The sequence below is a fragment of the Erythrobacter sp. genome, assembly GCF_038133525.1.
Lineage (GTDB): Bacteria > Pseudomonadota > Alphaproteobacteria > Sphingomonadales > Sphingomonadaceae > Qipengyuania.
The window spans coordinates 1-21,624 of sequence record NZ_JAYPTL010000020.1 but is presented as its reverse complement, the minus strand read 5'-3'; the positions used below and the strand labels follow the sequence as shown (position 1 = coordinate 21,624).

General features: G+C 62.2%; 22 protein-coding genes, 1 tRNA gene and 1 pseudogene. 17 read left to right on the top strand and 7 right to left on the bottom strand.

All coding sequences use genetic code 11. From position 1 onward, the window contains the following. Positions 1 to 45: 45 nt before the first annotated feature. On the bottom strand, positions 46 to 1,230 hold the full coding sequence (locus AAFM29_RS07065) for an LL-diaminopimelate aminotransferase (protein ID WP_341712101.1): 1,185 nt from the start codon (positions 1,228 to 1,230) through the stop codon (positions 46 to 48). A 133-nt stretch (positions 1,231 to 1,363) separates the two neighbouring features. Here AAFM29_RS07065 and AAFM29_RS07060 point away from each other — a divergent pair, with 133 nt between their 5' ends. The 6 genes from AAFM29_RS07060 to AAFM29_RS07035 all read left to right on the top strand — a co-directional run bounded on the left by AAFM29_RS07060 (position 1,364) and on the right by AAFM29_RS07035 (position 7,679). Beyond that, positions 1,364 to 3,238, top strand: coding sequence for a class I poly(R)-hydroxyalkanoic acid synthase (locus tag AAFM29_RS07060; protein WP_341712100.1), 1,875 nt, complete (start codon positions 1,364 to 1,366; stop codon positions 3,236 to 3,238). Between the two features lie 107 nt (positions 3,239 to 3,345). Continuing rightward, positions 3,346 to 4,173 (top strand): phasin family protein, encoded by an 828-nt coding sequence (locus AAFM29_RS07055; RefSeq protein ID WP_341712099.1) that lies wholly within the window; start codon positions 3,346 to 3,348, stop codon positions 4,171 to 4,173. 210 nt (positions 4,174 to 4,383) lie between these two features. Further along, positions 4,384 to 4,743 carry an ATP-dependent Clp protease adapter ClpS gene (clpS, locus tag AAFM29_RS07050; RefSeq protein WP_371830721.1) on the top strand — a complete coding sequence of 120 codons (360 nt, stop codon included), beginning with the start codon at positions 4,384 to 4,386 and terminating at the stop codon, positions 4,741 to 4,743. Positions 4,744 to 4,773: 30 nt separating this feature from the next. Further along, a complete protein-coding gene (gene lptF / locus AAFM29_RS07045; RefSeq protein ID WP_341712097.1) occupies positions 4,774 to 6,057 on the top strand; it encodes an LPS export ABC transporter permease LptF in 1,284 nt (427 codons plus the stop codon). A 9-nt stretch (positions 6,058 to 6,066) separates the two neighbouring features. Further along, entirely contained in the window at positions 6,067 to 7,164 is a 1,098-nt protein-coding gene (gene lptG / locus AAFM29_RS07040) for an LPS export ABC transporter permease LptG (RefSeq protein ID WP_341712096.1), read from the top strand. Next, positions 7,161 to 7,679, top strand: coding sequence for a GNAT family N-acetyltransferase (locus AAFM29_RS07035; protein WP_341712095.1), 519 nt, complete (start codon positions 7,161 to 7,163; stop codon positions 7,677 to 7,679). Before lptG ends, AAFM29_RS07035 begins: the two co-directional genes overlap by 4 nt. On the opposite strand, the gene AAFM29_RS07030 is transcribed toward AAFM29_RS07035, so the two are convergent. Beyond that, positions 7,680 to 8,774, bottom strand: coding sequence for a fatty acid desaturase (locus AAFM29_RS07030; RefSeq protein ID WP_341712094.1), 1,095 nt, complete (start codon positions 8,772 to 8,774; stop codon positions 7,680 to 7,682). Positions 8,775 to 8,932: 158 nt separating this feature from the next. Between AAFM29_RS07030 and AAFM29_RS07025 the strand changes: the two genes are divergently transcribed. The 3 genes from AAFM29_RS07025 (at position 8,933) to AAFM29_RS07015 (ending at position 11,715) form a co-directional block, all read left to right on the top strand. Beyond that, on the top strand, positions 8,933 to 10,081 hold the full coding sequence (locus AAFM29_RS07025) for an N-acetyltransferase (protein ID WP_341712135.1): 1,149 nt from the start codon (positions 8,933 to 8,935) through the stop codon (positions 10,079 to 10,081). Between the two features lie 113 nt (positions 10,082 to 10,194). Continuing rightward, positions 10,195 to 10,620: a response regulator gene (locus AAFM29_RS07020; protein ID WP_341712093.1), complete on the top strand. Its 426-nt coding sequence runs from the start codon at positions 10,195 to 10,197 to the stop codon at positions 10,618 to 10,620. A 303-nt stretch (positions 10,621 to 10,923) separates the two neighbouring features. After that, entirely contained in the window at positions 10,924 to 11,715 is a 792-nt protein-coding gene (locus AAFM29_RS07015) for a response regulator (RefSeq protein ID WP_341712092.1), read from the top strand. A 57-nt stretch (positions 11,716 to 11,772) separates the two neighbouring features. Here the strand turns inward: AAFM29_RS07015 and AAFM29_RS07010 are convergent, their stop codons facing one another. Beyond that, entirely contained in the window at positions 11,773 to 13,347 is a 1,575-nt protein-coding gene (locus AAFM29_RS07010; protein ID WP_341712091.1) for a CHASE domain-containing protein, read from the bottom strand. A gap of 266 nt (positions 13,348 to 13,613) precedes the next feature. Here AAFM29_RS07010 and AAFM29_RS07005 point away from each other — a divergent pair, with 266 nt between their 5' ends. From AAFM29_RS07005 to AAFM29_RS06995, 3 genes are read left to right on the top strand one after another with little or no spacing between them, the layout of a single operon-like run. Further along, positions 13,614 to 13,787, top strand: a complete 174-nt coding sequence (locus AAFM29_RS07005) for a NepR family anti-sigma factor (RefSeq protein WP_341712090.1) — start codon at positions 13,614 to 13,616, stop codon at positions 13,785 to 13,787. Then, the gene (locus AAFM29_RS07000; protein ID WP_341712089.1) at positions 13,787 to 14,395 is read left to right on the top strand and encodes a sigma-70 family RNA polymerase sigma factor; all 609 of its coding nucleotides are present in this window, start codon (positions 13,787 to 13,789) and stop codon (positions 14,393 to 14,395) included. The genes AAFM29_RS07005 and AAFM29_RS07000 overlap by 1 nt, the downstream gene beginning before the upstream one ends. 52 nt (positions 14,396 to 14,447) lie before the next feature. Further along, positions 14,448 to 15,611 carry an AI-2E family transporter gene (locus AAFM29_RS06995; RefSeq protein WP_341712088.1) on the top strand — a complete coding sequence of 388 codons (1,164 nt, stop codon included), beginning with the start codon at positions 14,448 to 14,450 and terminating at the stop codon, positions 15,609 to 15,611. A 59-nt stretch (positions 15,612 to 15,670) separates the two neighbouring features. On the opposite strand, the gene AAFM29_RS06990 is transcribed toward AAFM29_RS06995, so the two are convergent. Together AAFM29_RS06990 and AAFM29_RS06985 are read right to left on the bottom strand one after the other, a co-directional pair. Continuing rightward, on the bottom strand, positions 15,671 to 16,282 hold the full coding sequence (locus tag AAFM29_RS06990) for a superoxide dismutase (protein ID WP_341712087.1): 612 nt from the start codon (positions 16,280 to 16,282) through the stop codon (positions 15,671 to 15,673). Positions 16,283 to 16,346: 64 nt separating this feature from the next. Then, entirely contained in the window at positions 16,347 to 17,618 is a 1,272-nt protein-coding gene (locus tag AAFM29_RS06985) for a cation:dicarboxylate symporter family transporter (protein ID WP_341712086.1), read from the bottom strand. Positions 17,619 to 17,735: 117 nt separating this feature from the next. Here AAFM29_RS06985 and glmM point away from each other — a divergent pair, with 117 nt between their 5' ends. From glmM to thiD, 3 genes are read left to right on the top strand one after another with little or no spacing between them, the layout of a single operon-like run. Further along, positions 17,736 to 19,073, top strand: coding sequence for a phosphoglucosamine mutase (gene glmM, locus AAFM29_RS06980; protein ID WP_341712085.1), 1,338 nt, complete (start codon positions 17,736 to 17,738; stop codon positions 19,071 to 19,073). Next, complete coding sequence (locus tag AAFM29_RS06975; protein ID WP_341712084.1) at positions 19,073 to 19,297, top strand: DUF1272 domain-containing protein; 225 nt, start codon at positions 19,073 to 19,075, stop codon at positions 19,295 to 19,297. The genes glmM and AAFM29_RS06975 overlap by 1 nt, the downstream gene beginning before the upstream one ends. Beyond that, the gene (gene thiD, locus AAFM29_RS06970) at positions 19,294 to 20,109 is read left to right on the top strand and encodes a bifunctional hydroxymethylpyrimidine kinase/phosphomethylpyrimidine kinase (RefSeq protein ID WP_341712083.1); all 816 of its coding nucleotides are present in this window, start codon (positions 19,294 to 19,296) and stop codon (positions 20,107 to 20,109) included. The genes AAFM29_RS06975 and thiD overlap by 4 nt, the downstream gene beginning before the upstream one ends. Here the strand turns inward: thiD and AAFM29_RS06965 are convergent. Both AAFM29_RS06965 and AAFM29_RS06960 read right to left on the bottom strand, forming a co-directional pair. After that, a complete protein-coding gene (locus tag AAFM29_RS06965; RefSeq protein ID WP_341712082.1) occupies positions 20,106 to 20,993 on the bottom strand; it encodes an LOG family protein in 888 nt (295 codons plus the stop codon). The genes thiD and AAFM29_RS06965 overlap by 4 nt on opposite strands. A 52-nt stretch (positions 20,994 to 21,045) precedes the next feature. Further along, positions 21,046 to 21,121: transfer RNA gene (locus AAFM29_RS06960), tRNA-Trp, on the bottom strand. A 77-nt stretch (positions 21,122 to 21,198) separates the two neighbouring features. On the opposite strand from AAFM29_RS06960, the gene AAFM29_RS06955 reads away from it, so the two are divergent. Together AAFM29_RS06955 and AAFM29_RS06950 are read left to right on the top strand one after the other, a co-directional pair. Further along, the gene (locus AAFM29_RS06955) at positions 21,199 to 21,408 is read left to right on the top strand and encodes a hypothetical protein (protein WP_341712081.1); all 210 of its coding nucleotides are present in this window, start codon (positions 21,199 to 21,201) and stop codon (positions 21,406 to 21,408) included. Positions 21,409 to 21,425: 17 nt separating this feature from the next. Continuing rightward, positions 21,426 to 21,624: pseudogene (locus tag AAFM29_RS06950) on the top strand (histidine--tRNA ligase); the annotation flags it as partial.

Here is a 21,624-nt window from a genome sequence, read left to right as displayed (position 1 = left end):
ACCGGCCTGTCCAGCGCTTCGCAACTGTCGCGCGCGGGGCGCGGCTCAGGGCGTATGTTCGGCGAGGAAGCGCTTGATGTTGCGCGCCGCCTGCCGCAGGCGCTGCTCGTTCTCGACCATGGCTATGCGAACATAGCCTTCGCCTTCTTCGCCGTAGCCCACGCCCGCCGCTACCGCGACGCCGGCATGTTCGAGCAACTGTTTCGAGAACTCGAGGCTGCCGATATTGTGGAATGCCTTGGGGAGCGGCGCCCAGGCGAACATGCTGGCGGGCGGCACGGGAATTTCCCACCCGGCGCGGCCGAAGCTTTCGACCATTACGTCGCGTCGCCGCTGATAGCGCAGGCGGTTTTCCTCGACGATGTCCTGCGGCCCATTGAGCGCCGCGCAAGCCGCCGCCTGAATCGGGGTGAAGGCACCGTAATCGAGATAGCTCTTCACCCGGGTTAGCGCGGAAATCAGCTTCTGATTGCCGACCGCGAAGCCCATGCGCCAGCCCGCCATCGAATAGGTCTTGGACATGGACGTGAATTCGACCGCGACATCCTTCGCGCCCGGCACCTCGAGAATCGAGCGGGTCGGCTTACCGTCGTAGTACAGCTCCGAATAGGCGAGGTCGGACAGCACCCAGACCTTGTTCTCGCGCGCCCAGGCCACCAGTCGCTCGTAGAATTCGAGGTCGACCGTCTCGGCCGTGGGATTGCTCGGATAGTTGACGATCAGCACCGTCGGGCGCGGCACAGTGAAGGCCATCGCATTGTCGAGCGCCTTCCAATAGCGTTCGTCCGGCGTGGTCGGCACGCTGCGGATCGTGGCGCCGGCGATGATGAAGCCGAAGGTATGAATCGGGTAGCTGGGACTGGGCGCAAGCACCACGTCGCCCGGTGCGATGATCGCCGTCGCCATCGACGAAAGGCCCTCTTTCGAGCCCATCGTCACCACCACCTCGCGTTCGGGATCGAGGTCGACGTTGAAACGACGGCCGTAATAGTTCGCCTGCGCGCGGCGCAGCCCGGGAATGCCCTTGGACTGCGAATAGCCGTGCGCGTTGGGCTTGGCCGCCACTTCGCATAGCTTGTCGATGACATGCTGCGGCGGCGGGCGGTCGGGATTGCCCATGCCCAGGTCGATGATGTCGCGCCCCGCCTGACGGGCCGCGTGCCGCATGGCGTTCACTTCCGCGATGACATAGGGCGGCAGACGCTTGATGCGGTAGAACTCGTCGGACATTCTCGCTCCGTTGGGGCTTGGGAATGTCATACTGATTACCTATTCATCCAGCAGGCGCAATCGGCCTAGGTGCGCTGAGGCCCGGAATATCCTACCAAGGGCCCAACCCGCGCTTGCCCGGACGAGGAAGACGATGACCGACGACGGACCCGATCCTTTCACCAATATGTTCGAAGCACCGGCCAAATTCGCCCGCGCCCTGTTCCAGCCGGTGATGGGGGCCATGACCCCCGAAGGGCTGGACGAGACCAGCCTGTCGCCCCAGGACCTGCAGCATTGGGGCGAAGTCGGCGCCAAGCTGCAATCGATGTGGGCGCAGTACCAGGCCGAACAGCTGGCCAACCCGCATGCGCTGGCCCCCTATTTCGATCCGTCGCGCTGGATGCAGATGGCGGAGGACTGGTACAAGCAGATGCCGATCGCCAATCCGGCAGAACAGCAAGCGCTGCTACAGGAAGGCATGGCGCTGTGGCAGCAGGTGCTGGGCCAATACGGGCTGAGCGGCGAGGCACCGCCCGCGACTGAACCCGAACTACCGCGCAAGGACCGGCGTTTCGCCGATCCCCGTTGGCGCGCGCACCCGGCCTTCGCGCTGATCCACCAGACCTACCTGTTCCTGGCCGAACGGGTGGCGGAGATGGTCGAGAAGATGGAGGGTGTGCCCGAAGACAAGCGCGAGCAACTGCGCTTCACCACGCGTTCGATCACCGAAGCGTTGAGCCCGTCGAATTTCCCGCTGCTCAACCCGGTGGTGATGGAACGCACGCTGGAAACGCGCGGAGACAATCTGGTCAAGGGCATGGAGCACCTGCTCTCCGACCTGCGGCGTGGGCAGCTGAGCCACGTCGACGACAGTGCCTTCAAGCTGGGCGAGAATATCGCAGTCACCCCGGGCAAGGTCGTACACGAAACACCGCTCTACCAGCTGATCCAGTATTCGCCGAGCACCGACACGGTGATGGAAACCCCGCTGGTGATCTTCCCGCCGTGGATCAACCGCTTCTACATCCTCGACCTCAATCCCAAGAAGAGTTTCGTGCGCTGGGCGGTCGAACAGGGCGTGACCGTGTTCATGGTCAGCTGGAAATCGGCCGATGCCAGCATGAAGGAGGTGATCTGGGACGATTATGTCCGCGCCCAGATCGATGCGATCGACACCATCCGCACGCGGCTGGGCGTCAAGAGCGTGCATGCCATCGGCTATTGCGTCGCCGGGACCACCCTGGCCGCGACGCTGGCGATCCTCCACCGCCGGGGCGAGGCCGACAAGGTCAAGAGCGCGACCTTCTTCACCGCACAGGTCGATTTCGAGAAGGCGGGCGAATTGCTCAACTTCATCGATGACCAGCAGCTGGGCCTGATCAAGGCGATGAGCCAGGACGGTTACCTCGACGGGCGCTATATGGCGGCGACCTTCAACATGCTGCGCGGCACAGACCTGATCTGGAACTATGTCGTCAACAATTACCTGCTGGGCGAGGATTACCCGGTGTTCGACCTGCTCCACTGGAACGGCGACGTCACCAATTTGCCCGCCAAGTGGCACCAGCAATATCTGCGCGACCTCTATCGCGACAACCGCTTGGTCGAACCCGACGAGTTGGTGGTCGACAACACGCCGATCGACATCGGTCTGGTCGAAACCCCAACCTATGTGCAGGCAGGCAAGGAAGATCACATCGCCCCGGCAGAAAGCGTGTGGAAGATCACCGAACACTTCAAGGGCCCGCTCAAATTCGTGCTCGCCGGATCGGGCCACATTGCCGGCGTGGTGAACCCGCCGGGTTCGGGCAAATACCAGTACTGGCTCAACGATGGCGCCCCGCGCACCCTCGCCGAATTCCGCGCCGGTGCGGTCGAGCATCCTGGGAGCTGGTGGCCCGACTGGATCGATTGGCTACGCGGGCAGGATGCGGCGACGGTGCCCGCAACGGGCAAGCGTCAGCCGGGTGGAAAGGGTGATTCCGTGATTGAGGACGCACCCGGCCGCTACGTCGCCACACGTTAAAATACTGATATAAAGTTCGATTTCGAGTTATTGTGCACTGCACAAAAAACTCTTGACTTCGCACTTGCAATGCCTATTTTGTGCACTGCAACAAAAGCGAGGTTCCGATGGCTGACAGCCAGAGCAAGATCGATGCCGCCGCCGAAAAGGCTTTTGCCGAAGCTGCCGAGAAGAAGGCTGCCGAGGCTGTAAGCGCCAAGGCTGCTGCGAAGCCCGTCACGGCTGCAAAGCCCGCGCCGGCCAAGGTCGAGACCGCGCCCGAAACGGCAGCCGTTGCCACCATGACAGCTGAAACTGTCGCGAAGGCAGCCCTCGCCGCCAAGGCCGCTGCAAAGAAGGTTCCGGCCAAGAAGGCCGCACCGAAGAAGGTCCTGGCCAAGAAGGCTCCGGTGAAGAAGCCGGTCGCCGCCAAGAAGATCAAGGCCGCCCCGAAGAAGGCGGCTTCCCCCAAGACCACCCCCATTACCCAGTTGAAGGAAACCATCATGGCCACTGCCAAGACCGCGAAGACCACCGACTACACCGCCAAGGCGAAGGAATTGGCTGCCGACGTGCAGACCCGCGCCAAGGCCGCTTATGACAAGGGCACCGAAATGACCAAGGAAGCCGTCGAATTCCAGAAGGGCAACCTCGAAGCGATCGTCGAAGCTGGCAAGATCCTTGCCGCCGGCATGCAGGACATGGGCCGCACCTATGTCGAGGAAGCCAAGGGCGCCGTCGAGACCGTCCAGGCCGACGTCAAGAAGATCGCTGCCGTGAAGTCGCCGACCGAGCTGTTCCAGCTTCAGGGTGAAATCGCTCGCCGCAACTTCGATGCCGCCGTTGCCGGCGCTTCGAAGAACACCGAAGCCATGCTGAAGCTGGTGAACGACGCGTTCGCTCCGGTTTCGACCCGCATGAGCCTCGCTGCCGAGAAGTTCTCGAAGGCCGCCTGAGCCTTCATTCCAGCTTCAATCCACCGGGCACTCTCTCCTCTCTCCCTCGCCCGGTGATTGGACACAGCGGGTCGGATGGCAACACGCCGTCCGGCCCGCATCTTTTTGGCCCGCAACCGAGGCAAATGCGCTTTTTCTTAACCTGCGCATGACTTACCATCAGCCTGACGGCTTGCGATTTCGCCGCGCGTTACGATAATGGCCCATGCGATGATCGATCACCTGCCCTTCCACCCGCTGTGCGCCACCGATGGCGACGATGCGAATGACGGCCAGGAACAGGTCGGCATTGCCACCAAGACCCGGGCCAAGCCCAAGAAACCAAGCCAGTACAAGGTGCTGCTGCTCAACGACGACTATACCCCGATGGAATTCGTGGTGATCGTGCTCAAGCGCTTCTTCCGCATGGATATGGAAGAAGCGACGCGCGTCATGCTCCACGTGCACCAGAAGGGCGTCGGCGTTTGCGGGATCTTCCCCTACGAAGTGGCGGAAACCAAGGTGAACCAGGTGATGGACTTTTCACGCCAGAACCAGCACCCGCTGCAGTGCACGCTGGAAAAGGCCTAGACGCCAGGTCCGACAAGCGAACATGAGGGCATGACCCGTGCGCGTTTTCGCGCTAGGGCGCGTCCAGAGGACGAAGAGACCAGCAGCCCCTTGTTCAATTTCCTACCCGCCATCGATCGCTACATCTTCCGGCTCGTCGTCGTGCCGATGATCGGCGTGTTCGCCGTTGCAGCCTCGCTCCTGTTGCTGGAGAAAATGGCGCGCCTGTTCGATTTTGTCGCGGTAGAGGGCGGACCGGTCAATGTGGTCTTCAAGATGCTGGCCGCGCTCGTGCCCGAATATGCCAGCCTGGCCATTCCGCTGGGTCTGATGCTCGGCATCCTGCTGGCCTTCCGCAAGCTCGCGACGAGCAGCGAGCTCGACGTCTTCCGTGCGGTCGGCCTGAGCTATGGACGATTGTTGCGCGTTCCCTATGTCATCGCCGCCGTGCTAATGGCCATCAACGTCGCGCTGGTTTTCTACATCCAGCCGATCAGCCGCTACTATTACGAGCAGCTCGAATATGAGCTGCGATCGGGCGCGCTGGGCGCATCGATCAAGGTTGGCGAGTTCACCACGCTGGCCGACAAGATGGCGCTGCGTATCGATGAGAGCGAGGACGAAGGGCGCCAGCTCAAGGGGATTTTCGCGCGCGTTTCGAACGACCGTGGCCAGGTCCTGTCAATCTCGGCACGCGGCGGTGCATTCCTGGCGACCAGCGACAGCAAGGATACTATCATCCTGCGACTGACCGATGGCACCATCGTCCAGGAAACCGAAGGCCAGACGCCGCGCGTGTTGACCTTCACTCGGCACGACCTGCCGATCGACTTGCCGCAGATCGAGAAGTTCCGCGCCCGCGGCGACGCCGAACGCGAATATATCCTGCCCGAATTGCTCAGTATCGGCTGGAGCGGCGATACGAGCGAAGAAAAGCGCGATGCCAGCCAGGCGAGCTTCAACTTCCGTCTTGTGGAAGTGGTGATGATGGCGCTGATGCCGTTGCTGGCGGTGGCGCTGGGCATTCCACCCAAGCGATCGACCAGCGCACTCGGCGTTTTCCTGTCGATCATCATGGTGGTCGCCTATCACAAGGTGAACCAGTACGGCGAAGACGTCGCCGCGCTTGGACTGATCGATCCGATCGTCGCGCTATGGGGCCCGTTCTTCCTGTTCGCGGCGCTGATCGTATGGATGTACTGGCGCGTCGCCTTTGTGCCGGGCGGTCAGGCCATCGGTGCGCTGGAAGTGTGGTTCGCCAAGCTTTCCAAGCGCGTGGGCAAGCTGTTCAGCCGTCGGCGCCCGCTCAATCTCTCGCTGGCCCCGGCGGAGTAGCAGCGCGCCATGCAGTTCGATTTCTTCCCCTCGCGCACGGTCACGCTCTACCTCGCCAAGCTGTTCGTCGTCCGCATCTTCGCCATGCTGGTCATGCTGGTCCTGGTCCTGATGATGCTCGATCTGCTGTCGAACAGCGGTAAGATCCTGGCGGTCCCCGGCAACGGCCAGGGCGAACTGCTGACCTATGTCAGCCTGCGCATTCCGCAGCTGATCCAGAGTTTCCTGCCCTATTCGGCGCTGCTTGCCACGCTGATCACGCTGGTCGCGCTGAACCAGAACAGCGAAGTCATCGCGATGAAGGCTGCGGGCATGTCGGCCCACCAGGTACTGGCCCCGCTGCTGCTTACCGCGGGGATCGTCGGCCTGCTCAATTTCGGTTTCAACGAACGGGTGGTCACCCGGGCAACAGCTACGCTCAAGGCGTGGGAAGCAGTCGATTATGGCGCCGTACCCAGGGATTCGGGGGTCAAGGCCAACATCTACATGACCGATGGATCAGGCGTCCTTACCGCGGCCAGAATGGAAGGTGCCGGCGAAGCCATCGTGATGGCCGACCTGACCTGGTACGAACGGAATCCTGACGGGACGATCAGCGACCAGATCAACGCAGAGCGGGCGACCTATGCCAATCCCGGGTGGAAGTTGGAGCGAGCGACACGCTTTCGCGTGCAGAACGCCGTGACAGACCAGCTCGACTCTTTGGTTGTAGGACAGGGCCTGACGCCGGAGCAGATCGATCTGGCCAAGGTCGACGCCGATGCCCAGCCGTTCTGGACCCTGTCCGAATCCATTGCCGCCTATGACGAGGCCGGGCGACGCACCGATGAACTGCGCGCGAAATGGTGGCACAAAATATCCGGGCCGCTTTCGACTTTCCTCATGCCACTACTCGGCGCGGTTGCGGCCTTCGGACTGGCCCGTTCGGGGCAGTTGTTCCTCCGCGCCGTAATCGGGATGGCGATGGGCTTCGCCTATTTCGTGGTCGACAGCGCCGCCCTGGCGATGGGCAGCTTCGGCGGCTATCCGCCGTTCCTGGCCGCATGGGCGCCGTTCTTGCTGTTTATCCTGATCGGCGAAACGATCCTGATCCGAACCGAGGAATGAGCGACTGGCATATCCGCCTGGCGCGTCCTGCGGATGCCGACCACCTTCCCGAGATCGAGCGCGCGGCGGCGGTGCTGTTCGCTGGCGATCCGGATGCGGCATCATTCGATTTCGACGACGTCGTGAGTGCGGAGGAGCATCGCAAGCTGATCTCCCGCGGCCACTGCCTGGTCGCGGAGATCGATGAACGGATCATCGGCTTCCTGGCCGCCGAGCCTTTCGGTCGCGAACTGCATATCTGGGAAATGGACGTCCACCCTGAAATGCAGGGCCAGGGTATCGGTGCGATACTACTTCGCGCCTGCCTGATCGATGCCGGCAATGCCGGGTTTCGCGCGGTGACGCTCACAACCTTTCGCGACCTGCCGTGGAACGGCCCGTTCTATCGCCACGTCGGTTTTGTCGAAATGGATGACCTCCCCGCGCACCCGCGCCTGGCGAAACTGATCGCGGACGAAACTGAAGCGGGCCTTCCGGGCGACCGGCGCACCGCGATGATCCGCTTTCTCGGTTGATCAGCCCCGCGGGCCCATCGTGTTGCGCGCGATCCGCGCCACCAGCACCGCCATGCCCGCGTGGTTGGCGCCGTCATAGGTCGAACCGGCCCCAAGCTCCTTCTTCAGGCGGCGGTGCGCCTCAGGCAGGGCGTGATAGGGCATGGACGGCATAAGGTGGTGCAAGGCGTGATAACGCAGGCCGACCGGCGCCCAGATTTCGGCGACAAGGCCCGGCGGCGGGACATTGACCGAATCGAGGAACTGCGCGGTGACGGTCATCGCCTCGCCCTCATTCTCCCACAAATGGGCAACGAGGGTACGCAGCTGGTTGAGTACCGCGGTCAGCGAAACCACCGCGAGCGTAACTAGCAGCGGGCGCCAACCCCATACGAAGACGCTGGCGATCAGCGCCCAGGACCAGATGAAGCTGCCGATCTCGAGCCGGATCACCCGGCTACGGAATTCGCCTTCGGCCGGTCGACGGCGGAAGTCGGGATTGATCGCCAGCGCCGAGAACCGCTCCCATGTCAGGCGGCGGATCGGCCGGATGATCAGGCCGAGCGGAAGCAGGATCGCGCAGCGGAACAGCAGCGCGACCGGCGCAAGCAGCGCGACGAGCACGAAGAGCGGCAGGCTCCAGGGCTTCATCAGCGCCAGCGGAAGGTATTCGGGATCCTCGACCGTGCCGTACTGCGTCCGCTTGTGGTGCAGCGTGTGCACGTTTTCGTACATGAACGAAGGCATCAGCATCGGGATGCCGACCAGCAGGTTCCACGCTGCGCGGAAGCCGGGCAGCGCGTCACGGTGCAGGTGCGAGATTTCGTGGATGAACAGCAGCGCGCGATAGAGTGTCAGTGCCGAGACGAGCCCCAGCGCCAGCGCCAGCCAGCCATTGTCGACCAGGATCGTACCGATCAGCGTGGCGTAACCGACCAGTACCGAACCAAGCATGTCGGGCCAGTAGATGCCGGCCCTTGCCTCGGCGATATCCTTGGTCAGGTCACGCGCGGCGCGCAGCATCGCCTTGTCGTCGGGCATCTGCGCATGCCAGTTCGCCCCGGCATCGCGGCGGGCGACGAAATCGGCAGAAGGGATCGTCTGGTGTGAAGTCATCTCGAATATCCTGGAGGGACCCTAGCCCAATCGGGCGGCGGAATACAGCATCAGCTCTCGATCATAGTGATCGGTGCATGCTCATTCCTTGACAAAGATCATCCAGCATTCGACGGGCGAACCGAGGCTGAACGAAAGAGGTCACGCGCGTGTCTGACATGGAAATAAGGATCGAACCGGTCGACGGCAAGAAAGGTCGCGCGCGCTTCGTCGATCTCGGGCGGATGTTCGCGACCCGCGAACCGCATAACGTCCCGCAACTGCGGTCCGAACAGCTCGAACTGGTCGATCCCGACAAGAATCCCTTTTTCGGCCACGCCAGCCACCAGCTCTTCGTCGCCACTCGTGGGGACAAGGACGTCGGGCGCATCTCTGCACATATCGACCATCTCGCGCTCGAACTCCCGCCCGAACAGGGCATGGGACCAGGGACCGGCATGTTTGGCTATTTCGACGCCGAAGACGAAGCGGTCACAAAGGCGCTGCTCGCTGCGGCGGAAGACTGGTTGCGCGGCCAGGGCATGACCCATGTGCTCGGCCCCATTTCGATGTCGATTTGGGAGGAACCCGGCCTGCTGGTACGCGGGCAGGACCATTCCCCGATGATCATGATGGGTCACCATCCCGCCCATTATGCCGGCTGGATCGAAGGCGCGGGCTACACCCTCGCCAAGACCCTGCTGACCTATGACCTCGACGTCAGCCACGATTTCCCGCCGCTGGTGCGCCGCATCGTCCAGTCGGGCCACCGCAACGAGCGCATCCGCATCAGGCGCGTGGACAAGTCGAAATGGGATAGCGAGGTCCAGATCGTCCTCAACATCCTCAACGACGCCTGGTCGAGCAATTGGGGCTTCGTGCCCTTCACGCCTGAGGAAATCGCCTATGCGGGCAAGAAGCTGAAGCCGATCATCCACGAACCGCTCAACTATATCGCGGAGGTCGATGGCCGCCCGATGGCCTTTATGTTGACCTTTCCAGACGTGAACGGCGTGCTCAAGCAGATCAAGGGCAAGTTGTTCCCCTTCGGCTGGATCCGAATGTTGCGCTGGCTACACAAGCCCACCGGCTCGGGGATGCGCGTGCCGTTGATGGGCGTGCTTCGCGAGCTGCACAATTCGCGCCTCGCGAGCCAGCTGGCTTTCATGATGATCAGCAAGATCCGCGAGGACGCCGTGGCCAATTACGGCTCAGAACGGGCCGAAGTCGGCTGGATCCTCGACGACAATCAGGGGATGATCGCCATCGCGGACGCGATCGACAGCAAGATCAATCGCGAATATGCGATCTATCGCAAGCCGCTCTAGGTTGGGCCCCATCGCGGTTCGGACACGCTCTGGCGTGATCGTGCCGCCATTGGAAACTGGCAGGCTGCGGCTACGTTGAAAATGGGCACACGACCAACGCCCGACAGGATCTGATGGCCACGAACAGTCCCTCCGACACCCTCGCCCCGCTTCCATCGCACGTTTTGGTGGTGGAAGACGATGCGGTGTTGGGCCTGGCCATCGAACAGGCACTGGAAGACGCCGGCGTCGAACGCGTCGAAATTTGCGGTTCAACCGAACAGGCGCTCGCCGCGCTGCGGCGGGGAACCCCAAAGGTTATTGTCCTCGACGTCCACCTGGCCGATCGTGACGATGGTTGGGCGATCGCCGAACTCGTCACGACACTGGGCCCGGATTCTCCGCGAATCATCTTTTCGACGGGCAAGCCCGACGACATACCGGCCAATGTGGCCGCGATGGGGTGCATCATGGAAAAGCCCTATGACACGGCGACGCTGGTCAAGGTCTTGCGCCAGCCCCGGCGCCGCGGGATCATTGCCCGCCTGCGCGGTCTCTAACACCCTCACGATCCACGCCACCGCAGAAACCGGCAAAAAAAGACCCCCGTCGGGACGCGACGGGGGTCTTTCGGGATCGTATCACCAGCCGCTTGGACGGGAGGGGGGTCTCGGCGGTGACATAGCTGAAATGCCTCATCTGACGGGCAGTTCCCGCAGTGGCAAAAAAATTTCTCTGCGGCGGGGAACCGGGCGGATAAGGTTGGACATAGGGCAACAGGGGCATTCGAGAACTTGGTTCGCTGTTATGGAACCATCCATGCATTAACGCGTTCAATGCCCGCACTTTAAGGAAGGGGTTTTATGTCGCTAGGTGACCAAATTGCCCGCAATCTCCCGTATCTTCGCCGCTATGCCCGCGCCCTCACCGGCTCGCAGGCGACAGGCGATGCCTTCGTTCGCGCCACCCTGGAAGCCGCGCTGGCAGACGAGGATCTGAAACAGTCGCTCGGCGATGGCCGCGTGCCGCTATACCGGGCCTTCAATCAGCTATGGGCCAGCGCCTATCTCGAAGTTCCCGAAACCGTAGGCGGGGGTCCTGTGGACGATTTTGCGCAGGAACGGCTCAGGACCATCACCCCGCTGAACCGGCAAGCGCTCTTGCTCACCACGCTCGAGGATTTTTCGATCGAACAGGCTGGCGAGATCATGGACCTTTCGCCACAGCGGATCGAACAACTGGTTCAGGAAGCAGTGTCCGAGATCGATCGTGAATCCGCTACAAGCGTGCTGATCATCGAAGATGAACCGCTGATCTCCATGCAGTTGGAAGACCTGGTCACTTCGCTGGGCCACGAAGTATGCGGGACCGCCGCGACGCGGACCCAGGCGCTCGAGGTCGTTTCAAGCAATACGCCGGGGCTGGTTCTCGCCGACATCCAGCTGGCGGACGGCTCGTCAGGTCTGGATGCGGTCGATGACATCCTGGCTATCAGTCGTGTCCCGGTGATTTTCATCACCGCTTATCCGGAGCGATTGCTGACCGGCGATCGGCCCGAACCAACCTATTTGGTGACCAAGCCATTCCAGGAGAAAACAGTCCGCGCAGCGATAAGCCAGGCGCTGTTCTTCGGGTCAAGCCGCTCACCGGAATAGGCCATCGAAGGCATTCAAAGCTTGGAGGCCTGCCTTTCGAGGCAGGCCTTTTTCATTCTATTTGGCGTCGGCGGAGCGTTCGCGAAGCGCAAACTCACCGGGCTGGCGGACCGGCACCAGCAGCGTGCAGCGAACGCCGCTCACATCGAAATCAAGTTCGACCGGGTGCCGCAGTTCATGCGCCACGATCTTCTCGATCAGTTCTGTGCCGAAGCCGCGTGGGGGGGATTTGAGCACCGGCGGCCCACCGCTTTCGACCCATTCGATCCGCGCCAACCGTTCGCCCTGCATGCTCCAGCGTACCTCAATCCGCCCACCCGAAACGCTCAGCGCACCGAATTTCGCGGCATTGGTTGCAAGTTCGTGCAGCGCAAGGCCCAATGAAAGGGCATCGTTAGGCGCGAGTTCGACGACGGGCCCGTCGAGCAGGATTTCATGATCGAGGTCATGCGCATAGGGCGCCAGCTCGACTTCAACCACCGAACGTAGCGGAGTGGTGCCCCATTCGGACTGAGTCAGCAGGTCATGGGTTGCCGACAGTGCGCGGATCCGCGCATCGATACCTTCGGCAAATTCGTCCAGGCCGCTGGCCCTTCTCCTTGTCAGGGCAACGATTGAGAGGACATTGGCCAGGGTATTCTTGACCCGGTGGTTGAGCTCGCGCGTCAGCGAATTGCGGATGGAGTTCTGCTCCATCAGCATGTCGAGCGAACGGCCGTCCTCCAGGGCCTGCTGGGTCAGCAACCGGGCCACCAGCATCAACAGGCTAGCTACGGCCAGTCCGAACAGCAGGGTTATCATCGACATGCCCGAAAGCGCCGTATCACGCGCCGATTGCACCACCAGGATCATCGGCCGATCAGCCAGCTTGACTTCCCGCTCCACCGTCAGCCCCGTCGAATGCCAGCCTGGCAATTCTGCGATTAGTGTGCGTTTGCCGTCCTCCAGATCAAAAAGCCGCGCACCAAAGCCTTCGTAGCTGACCAGATCGGCCGAAGCCTCAAGGAAGTGATCGGCATTGAACGGGCTGTAGACATAGCCCTTCAACTTTCGCCCGCCAGCACTGGTATCGAAGACCGGCATGTAGATGAGGAAGCCGGAATCCTGGCGCGCCCCTTCCTGAACCAGTACCACCCGTCCACTGGCCGTCGGACGCGCGGTTCGCGCCGCTTCGTCCATCGCTTCGCGGCGGACCCTTTCCGAATACATGTCGAAGCCGATCGCCCTTCGGTTCCTCTGGGTGTCCGGTTGCAGATAAAGCACCGGTACCATGGTATCGCGTGGACGCTCTGCCAGTGTCGGGTGAAGCAGCAGGTCGTCCCGCCGGCGCGCCAGCGCCTGGTTGAACCCGTCGACATCCCCCGGCTCCAGCACGGGCGCCCAGCCGATACCGTCCGAACCGCGATAATCCGAATCAAGACGCAGTTCTGCGACGAAGCGATTGAACAGGTTTTCCGAAACTTCGCTCTGTGCCGACAGCAGCGCTGCCCCTGCACGCAGATAGGATGCGCCGGTGAAGGCGCGGCGCTCGATCGCAGAATTCATCGCCTGCGCGCGACGGTTGATATCGGCAATGTCGCGCTCTTCCTCACCACGTTCGATTGCGAACACGCTGGTGACGGTCATCGCCATGACCATCAGGAAGATAGCGACGGGAATCGCACGTGGATAATCAACCAGCCACCTGCGACGCCTGCCCTTGCGTTCGTGTTTGTCGCTAGCCAGCGCCCTGTCCCTTTTGGCTTCTTCCCTGCGCAGTATACTATGATGCCAAGTGTAAATGGTTCCGCGAATCTACGGGAACTTTGTGCGTTTTCTGACGTTTTTGCCTCCACTGACGGTGTCGTTTCTGTCGAATGAGTGCAGGCGAGCCGAACCAAGGGTACTTTTGAAGGCTTATGAAATCCGACAATCCAAACCCGCCCCGCCCTGGAGGTGAGCGTCCTTCCGATACGCGCGCAGCCAAGCCTGGATGGGCCGACGGACTGCGTCAACTTTACGATTCGGTAGTGGACGAACCACTGCCCGACAGTTTCAAGGACCTGCTGGCAAAGCTGGACTCGGCCGACTGATGGAGGGATCCGATCGCACGGCCGCGCAAAAGGCCGATTTCAAGCGAGAGTTGACCGAGGTCGTACCGCACCTGCGCGCATTTGCACGCGGCCTGTGTGGGCGACCCGATATGGCCGATGATCTTGTGCAGGAAACCCTGCTCAAGGCCTGGGCCGCACAGGAGCGCTTCCAGCCCGGAACGAGCATGCGTGCATGGACCTTCGTGATCCTGCGCAATGCCTATCTGACCGACATGCGTCGCAACCGCTTCCGGGGCGAGTATGACGAGACCGTGGCCGAACGGGTACTGACGGCACCGGCCGGCCAGGAAGAACCGATCCACCTTTCCGACATGCATCGCGCACTGCTCACGCTGCCGCCCGAACGTCGGGAAGCTTTGTTGCTCGTTGGAGCTGGCGGATTTTCCTATGAAGAAGCCGCGGAAATCTGCGGATGTGCGGTCGGCACGATCAAGAGTCGCGTTGGCCGGGCCCGCGCAGCGCTGACCGCCATGCTGGAAGAAGGCAGCGTGCCGCAACGCTCGCTCGACGACGCCGGGGCACACCGTGCCATCCTCGAGGAACTCGATATAGTCGCCGCGGGCAACGGCATTGCCGCGGCCAGCTAGCGGCGTCGCGCGAATCTTGTCACGGTTCGCGCCGCAGGGCAGATAGGCGGTCATGGAAGAGCAGCCGCCAACAGCCGAACAGCCGACCCAGGATCGGGCGCGCCGGCTGGCATTTGCCGAACAGGAACTGCGGCTGATCTCCTCACTGGTCCTGCTGATCGGGCTCGGACTGTTCTTCGCCCTGCCCTTCGTCCTGTCGATCGGATCGGTGGTCTTCCTGCCGCTCGTCACAGCACTGGTCTTGACCGTCATCCTGTCACCGCTGGCCGACAAGCTCAACGGCTGGGGCCTACCCAATGCGCTTGCCTCGCTGGTGGCCTTGCTGATCTTCTTCGCGATCCTGCTGCTTTCGGGCGCGCTGATCTTGCAGCCTGCCATTGACCTGTACGACGACTTGCCTGCCATGATGCAGCAGGTCCTCGCACGATTCGGCGAAGTGCAGCAGCGCTTTGCCTGGGTGGGGCAGATTAACGACCAACTGGCCATGCTGATGAACAGCGAAGGAGAGCGAGAGGTCGTGTTGGCGACGCCGAGCCTGCTCGAAGAACTCGCATTCGCCACCCCCAGCTTCCTGCTCGAAACCGTGCTGACACTGCTGATGACCTACTTCATGGTCGAAGCCCGGGTCCGTCTGCGCCAGCGACTGCTGTTCGGGCGCACCAGTTTCGGCACCAGTATCAAGGCTGCGCGCGTGCTGCGCGAGGTTCAGGACAGGGTCGCATCGTACATCCTGACCGTTGGCTGGATCAACGCGATGGTCGGGGTGATTGTCGCATTGGGGGCTTGGGCCATGGGCTTGGGCGCGCCGATCATGTGGGGCGGGCTCGCCGCGCTGCTGAACTTCCTGCCCTATGTCGGGCCAATTGTGATGCTCGCATTGTTGAGCCTGTTCGGGATCGGCACCGCCGATACGATCTTCCTCGGGATACTTCCGGCACTCGCCTATCTGGCTCTGCACACGATCGAGGCCAATGTCGTGACGCCGTCAATCCTTGGCGCACGCTTTACCATGAACCCGGTGTTGATCCTGATCGCGCTGTCTTATTTCTCATGGGTTTGGGGCGTGTTCGGGGCGCTGTTGTCGGTTCCGATTCTGCTGATGCTGACCGCACTGTTCGATCACATCGGGCGACCGAACCTGGTCGGCTTTATTTTCGGTGAGCCGCTATTCGCCAACGATCTTTTGGTCGAGGCGGAGAGCGAGCCTCACACCTGAAAAGCAAGAGGCCCGCCGCGCAATACGCAGCGGGCCCCGAAAGCTGGCCGAAACGGAGATCAGCCCGGATAGACCCAGGTCGTGCCACGAGCGAGGTTTTCGCTGGCGAAGGCCCAGTTCAGCTTGGCATTGACCGCATCGAGGTAAGCCGGGCGGGCGTTCTGGTGGTCGAGGTAATAGGCGTGCTCCCACAGGTCGATCACCAGCAGCGGGTTGACCCCGGCCTCGTCGGCCAGCGTGTCGCCGTCATGCGTTTCCTCGATCGTAAGCTTACCACCCTTGACCGCCAGCCACACCCAGCCGCTGGCGAAGTGACCCGCACCGCGTTCGGCCAGCTTGGCCTTGAGTGCATCAACCGAACCGAATTCAGCCTCGATCATGCTCTTGAGTTCATCCGACGGCGCGGTCTCCGACGCCGCCATCGAGTGCCAGTAGAAGCCGTGGTTCCAGCTCTGCGCCGAATTGTTGAACAGGCCAGCGTTCGAACCACGGGCCGCAGCGATCACCGCTTCCAGGCTCTTGCCGGCAAGATCGGTGCCGTCGATCGCGGCATTGGTCTTGTCGATATAGGCCTTGTGGTGCTTGCCGTGGTGGAACGACAGCGTCCGGGCCGAAACAGCCGGTTCCAGCGCGGTATCTGCATAAGGCAGGTCGATAAGGGTGAATGCCATGGGGGTTCTCCAATGCTTGCGTGGCGGAAAATCCAGCCGTCCCTACACCAATGCGCGGGACGCGCTAGGGTTGCAGTGGCTCTTCGCCTAGGTCTTCTTCATGGTCAACGGCAGTCGTAACCGCAACGTCCATCGTCACATTGCCAATGGTCCGCATGATGTCGGGCAACATCTCGACCGCGACCAGCAGTGCCAAAGGTTCAACCGGAATACCCATGGCGATGGCAATCGGGCCGATCGAGACGACGAAGCTGATCGAACCGGGAAGGCTTACCGACCCCACACTGATGATCAGAGCGACCAGCACGCCGGTGGCCAGAGTAGTAGTATCGAGCGTGACGCCCGCGAGATGCGCGACATAGATCGCCACGGCCAGGTTCATCGCCGGGCTGGTCGCGCGAAAGATTGCAACCGCCAGCGGCAGAACGAAATCGGCCGTCGATTCGCGAATACCCATGCGCCGCGCGCTGACCAGCATCGCCGGGAGGCTTGCCAGCGAGCTTTGCGTCGATAGCGCCACTGCTTGTGCAGGCAGCATGGCACGGGTGAAGGCTAGCGGCCCGATCCGTCCCCCGACAATGGCGACGACATAGCCGGCAAGCATGACCAGCGTGCCCATGGCCGCAACGGTTAGAATGTAATGGGCCAGCGTGGCGAATGCCCCGCCGCCGCCGTTCGCCGCCACGCCGATCGCCAACGCAAACACGCCAACCGGCGCGACTGCGAGCACCCAGCCAATAATGACCAGCATGGCGTTGCCCAAGGCGCGGAACAGCGCCAGCAGCGTGTCGCGCTGACCCGTCGGCAAGCGGACGATCGCCAGCGCGAGCAGTGCAAAGAAGATGGTTAGCGGCAACATCGATGTCTGCGCCGCGGCCGCAATGATATTGGGCGCCACCAGCGACGTAACGAAAGCGCCGACGCCCGGAACCTCACTGGGTGCGGCCGGCTCTCCGGTCATCAGGAAACCCGCCGCACCTTCGGGAATCGGGAAGGCCTCGAGCAGCAGCGGCATGAAGATGCAGGTCGAGATTGCACCCAGCACTAGGAGACCGAAGATCCAGCCGACCGTATGCCGTGCAACCCGGCCAGCCGATGCCGCTTGTGCCATCTGCGAAATGCCCAGCACGAGAAGCGATGCGACCAGCGGGATGATCGTCATCTGCAGGGCGTCGAGCCAGATCGAACCGATCGGTGCGGCGATCATCTCCACCACCGCGAAGCCTGGCGTCCCATGCAGGGCCATCCCGAAAAGGAGCCCGCCGATCAATCCGGCCAGGGTCCACCCGGCCGGTATCCTAATATCCATCAACCCGTTTTCTTTATCTGTCGCCATGCCGGCACTTACTCCTGATTCCGGTTCGGCCTTAGCGGGTTTTGCCCAATGTGCCAGTTACCCGTGACAAGCGCAGCGCTTCACGCCATGGAGCCGGCAGGGACCAAGGGAGCAACCATGGCACGCAAGTTCTTCGGCACCGATGGCATTCGCGGGCGTACCAATGAAGGCGTGATGACCGCCGCCACAGCCATGCGCGTGGGACAGGCCGCCGGCACGCATTTCCTGCGCGGCGGCCACCGTCACCGTGTCGTGATCGGCAAGGACACTCGCCTGTCGGGCTACATGATGGAAAGCGCCCTGGTGGCGGGCTTCACCAGCGTGGGCATGGATGTGATCATGACCGGCCCGCTGCCAACACCGGCCATCGCGCTGCTGACACGCGAAATGCGCGCCGATCTCGGCGTGATGATATCTGCCAGCCACAACCCGTTCGAGGATAATGGTATCAAGTTGTTCGGGCCTGACGGCTTCAAGCTTTCGGATGAAGCCGAAGCGGCGATAGAGCTGCTGCTCGAACAGCAGCCGTTGCTGGTCGAGCCTCATCGGATAGGCAGGGCGCGGCGGATCGAAGATGCCCGCGGGCGCTACATCCACGCGGTCAAGCAATCGGTGGCCAGCGACATCCGCTTCGATGGCCTCAAGGTGGTGGTCGATTGCGCCAATGGCGCGGCCTACCAGGTCGCTCCTTCGGCAATCTGGGAATTGGGGGCTGAAGTCATTGCAATGGGGGTGACCCCCAACGGCACCAACATCAACGACGGCGTCGGTTCGACATCGCTGGCGGCGATCAAGGCCCGTGTGGTCGAAGAAGGCGCGGACATCGGCATTGCGCTGGATGGTGACGCCGATCGCCTGATCGTGATCGACGAGAAGGGCGAAACGGTTGATGGCGACCAGATCATGGCGGTCATCGCCAGCCGCCTACAGGCCCGCGGCGATCTGAAGGGCGGCGGGATCGTGGCCACCGTCATGTCCAACCTCGGGCTCGAGCGGTACCTGCAGGGTATCGGCCTGACGCTCGAACGGGCCAAGGTCGGTGATCGCTACGTGCTCGAGATGATGAAAGCCGGCGGCTACAACGTCGGTGGCGAACAATCGGGCCACATGATCCTGCTCGATCACGGCACTACTGGCGATGGCACAGTTGCCGCTCTACGAATCCTTGCCAGCTTGGTTCGTTCGGGCAAGCCTGCCAGCGAACTGCTCCATGCCTTCGATCCGGTTCCACAACTGCTCAAGAACGTGCGATACTCTGGCGGCAAGCCGCTCGAGAATGCCACCGTCAAGCAGGTCATCGCCGATGCGGAGGCCGAACTTGCCGGCAAGGGACGCCTGGTCATCCGGCCCTCGGGAACCGAACCGGTGATCCGGGTCATGGCCGAAGGCGATGACGCCGCCCAGGTCGAATCCATCGTCGACCGAATTTGTGAAGCCATTAAAGGAACTACCTGATGCTTGAGATGCGCCCAGACTGCGAACGCTGCGGCACCGACTTGCCCGCTGAAACGCCAGGCGCCTTCATCTGCAGCTTCGAATGCACCTTTTGTGCCGATTGCGCTGACGAACTCGATGACTGCTGCCCCAATTGCGGCGGCGAATTGATGGATCGCCCGACCCGGGCCAAGAAGCTGCACGAAAAATACCCCCCCTCCACCGAACGGAAATACAAGGGGTGAGCAAGCCGCCGCCGCGCATCCTTTCGATCGCCGGTTCCGACAGTTCGGGCGGTGCCGGAATCCAGGCCGACATCAAGACCATCACCATGCTGGGTGGCTATGCGATGACCGCAATCACCGCGGTGACGGCGCAGAACACGCGGGGGGTCCAGGGGGTTGAGGTCATGCCGCCGGGCTTCGTGATGGCGCAGGTCGAAAGCTGCCTTTCGGATATCGGCGCCGATGCCATCAAGATCGGCATGCTCGGTTCCCCTGAGATCGCTCGTCACCTAGCCAAACGGCTCGACACCTTCACCGGGGCGATCGTATTCGATCCCGTCATGGTCGCCACCAGCGGTTCGTCACTGGCCAGCGCCGAAACCATCGCCGCATTTGGAGACTTGATGCAAATTGCCACCGTGGTGACCCCCAATCTCCCGGAACTGGCAGCACTGACCGGTCGTGAGCAACTGGATGAGGAAGATGTGTTTGATGCAGCCAGGGAGCTGGCTCAGGCGCAGGACACCATCGTCCTGGCTAAAGGCGGGCATGGCGACGGGGACGAAGTGATTGACCGGGTAATCTCGCCGTCCGGCAAGCTCGCCAGCTATGGTCACGCACGGATAGACACGCGCCACACACACGGTACGGGCTGCACCCTGTCCGCCGCACTGGCGACATTGCTTGGCCACGGCCAGCCCCTGGTCAACGCCATCAGGCTGGCCCGCGGCTTTACCTTTGCGGCAATCGAGAATGCTCCCGGCTTCGGCGAGGGACATGGCCCCCTCGGCCACCAGGCGGTCCGCAAGCTCGAGGATCCGCGCGAAGCCTAACGGTCGAGGTCGTAGAAGGCGCTGATATGCGCCCAAGCCTCGTCCGCAGTTTCACACCAGCGGAACAGGTCGAGGTCTTTCCTCGAAATCGTGCCCTCTTCGGCGAGGGCATCGAAATCGATCACCCGGGTCCAGAACTCCTTGCCGAACAACAGGATTGGGATCGGCTTCATTTTGCCGGTCTGGATCAGCGTGAGAAGCTCGAAGAACTCGTCGAAGGTGCCGAAGCCGCCGGGGAAGACCGCCACGGCCCGCGCACGCAGCAAAAAGTGCATCTTGCGTAGCGCGAAGTAGTGGAAGTTCAGCGCGAGGTAGGGCGTTACGTATTTGTTGGGCGCCTGTTCATGCGGCAAGATGATATTCAGGCCGATGCTTTCCGCCCCCGCGTCGCTGGCACCCTTGTTGGCCGCTTCCATGATCGATGGGCCCCCGCCCGAGCAAACCACGAACTGACGCTTGCCGTCTTCGACAATCGACTTGTCGCTGGAGATTCGGGCCAGGCGGTAGGATTCGGTGTAATACTTGCTCTTGGCGACGAGACTTTCAGCGATGCGCTTTTCTTCGTCGGGTAGGTTCTTTGCACGCTCCAGCGCTGCTTCGGCCTCTTCCGGTGAGGGAATGCGGGCTGAGCCATATACCACCAGAGTCGAGCCCACGCCGGCTTCGTCGAGCAGCATTTCAGGCTTGAGCAGCTCCAGCTGAAACCGCACCGGGCGCAACTCCTCGCGCAGCAGGAAATCCTGGTCCTGGAAGGCCAGCCGATAGGCGGGGTGCGCGGTCTGCGGTGTTTGTTTGGGGTGGCTCTTGTCGAACTCGGCCTCTGTTTCGGCCGGATAAAACTTGCGATCGGCAAGTTCGCGCTTGTGCTTTTCTTCGTCTGTCATGCCGAGCCCGATAGGGCCGGTCGATGCCGCCGACAAGCAAAGAAGGCGGAAATGGCAGGGGTGACAGGATTCGAACCCGTGGCCCTCGGTTTTGGAGACCGATGCTCTACCAGCTGAGCTACACCCCTGCAGCGCAGGCGGGCGCATTAGTATGGGCTTCGGGGAATGGCAAGGCGCATATCGCCCGACCGCACGAACTGCTATGATGGCAGCAATGCACGCCCCCACCACCCGCACGATCCCGATCGACCTGCTGCTGCGCGCCTATCGCGCAGGGGTATTCCCTATGGCCGACCACCGCATCGATGACGACCGGCTCGTCGACCATATCGTCGAACTGGTCGAGGCCAGGGCGGCGGAAATCGAAGCGGAAATGAAATCGCAGGACGCGCCGGATGCGGCGTCGGTGGCCTGAAGTACGGGAGAGTAGGTGTGTCGAAGCTGCAACCGGTTCGCGGGACCCATGACCTTGTCGGCGATACGGCGCAGCGTCACCGCCATATCGCCGAGACGGCGCGCGCCGTTGCCGCGCGCTATGGCCACGAGGAGATCGATCCGCCGATTTTCGAGTTCACGCCGGTTTTCGCCCGCACCATGGGCGAGGGCTCGGACGTCGTGCGCAAGGAGATGT

Bases quoted from the DNA above. Each gene is read 5' to 3' on its own strand.
- AAFM29_RS07065 (WP_341712101.1), bottom strand. From the start codon at position 1,230: ATGTCCGACGAGTTCTACCGCATCAAGCGTCTGCCGCCCTATGTCATC.
- AAFM29_RS07060 (WP_341712100.1), top strand. From the start codon at position 1,364: ATGACCGACGACGGACCCGATCCTTTCACCAATATGTTCGAAGCACCG.
- AAFM29_RS07055 (WP_341712099.1), top strand. From the start codon at position 3,346: ATGGCTGACAGCCAGAGCAAGATCGATGCCGCCGCCGAAAAGGCTTTT.
- clpS (WP_371830721.1), top strand. From the start codon at position 4,384: ATGATCGATCACCTGCCCTTCCACCCGCTGTGCGCCACCGATGGCGAC.
- lptF (WP_341712097.1), top strand. From the start codon at position 4,774: ATGACCCGTGCGCGTTTTCGCGCTAGGGCGCGTCCAGAGGACGAAGAG.
- lptG (WP_341712096.1), top strand. From the start codon at position 6,067: ATGCAGTTCGATTTCTTCCCCTCGCGCACGGTCACGCTCTACCTCGCC.
- AAFM29_RS07035 (WP_341712095.1), top strand. From the start codon at position 7,161: ATGAGCGACTGGCATATCCGCCTGGCGCGTCCTGCGGATGCCGACCAC.
- AAFM29_RS07030 (WP_341712094.1), bottom strand. From the start codon at position 8,774: ATGACTTCACACCAGACGATCCCTTCTGCCGATTTCGTCGCCCGCCGC.
- AAFM29_RS07025 (WP_341712135.1), top strand. From the start codon at position 8,933: ATGGAAATAAGGATCGAACCGGTCGACGGCAAGAAAGGTCGCGCGCGC.
- AAFM29_RS07020 (WP_341712093.1), top strand. From the start codon at position 10,195: ATGGCCACGAACAGTCCCTCCGACACCCTCGCCCCGCTTCCATCGCAC.
- AAFM29_RS07015 (WP_341712092.1), top strand. From the start codon at position 10,924: ATGTCGCTAGGTGACCAAATTGCCCGCAATCTCCCGTATCTTCGCCGC.
- AAFM29_RS07010 (WP_341712091.1), bottom strand. From the start codon at position 13,347: ATGGCGATGACCGTCACCAGCGTGTTCGCAATCGAACGTGGTGAGGAA.
- AAFM29_RS07005 (WP_341712090.1), top strand. From the start codon at position 13,614: ATGAAATCCGACAATCCAAACCCGCCCCGCCCTGGAGGTGAGCGTCCT.
- AAFM29_RS07000 (WP_341712089.1), top strand. From the start codon at position 13,787: ATGGAGGGATCCGATCGCACGGCCGCGCAAAAGGCCGATTTCAAGCGA.
- AAFM29_RS06995 (WP_341712088.1), top strand. From the start codon at position 14,448: ATGGAAGAGCAGCCGCCAACAGCCGAACAGCCGACCCAGGATCGGGCG.
- AAFM29_RS06990 (WP_341712087.1), bottom strand. From the start codon at position 16,282: ATGGCATTCACCCTTATCGACCTGCCTTATGCAGATACCGCGCTGGAA.
- AAFM29_RS06985 (WP_341712086.1), bottom strand. From the start codon at position 17,618: ATGGCGACAGATAAAGAAAACGGGTTGATGGATATTAGGATACCGGCC.
- glmM (WP_341712085.1), top strand. From the start codon at position 17,736: ATGGCACGCAAGTTCTTCGGCACCGATGGCATTCGCGGGCGTACCAAT.
- AAFM29_RS06975 (WP_341712084.1), top strand. From the start codon at position 19,073: ATGCTTGAGATGCGCCCAGACTGCGAACGCTGCGGCACCGACTTGCCC.
- AAFM29_RS06965 (WP_341712082.1), bottom strand. From the start codon at position 20,993: ATGACAGACGAAGAAAAGCACAAGCGCGAACTTGCCGATCGCAAGTTT.
- AAFM29_RS06955 (WP_341712081.1), top strand. From the start codon at position 21,199: ATGGCAGCAATGCACGCCCCCACCACCCGCACGATCCCGATCGACCTG.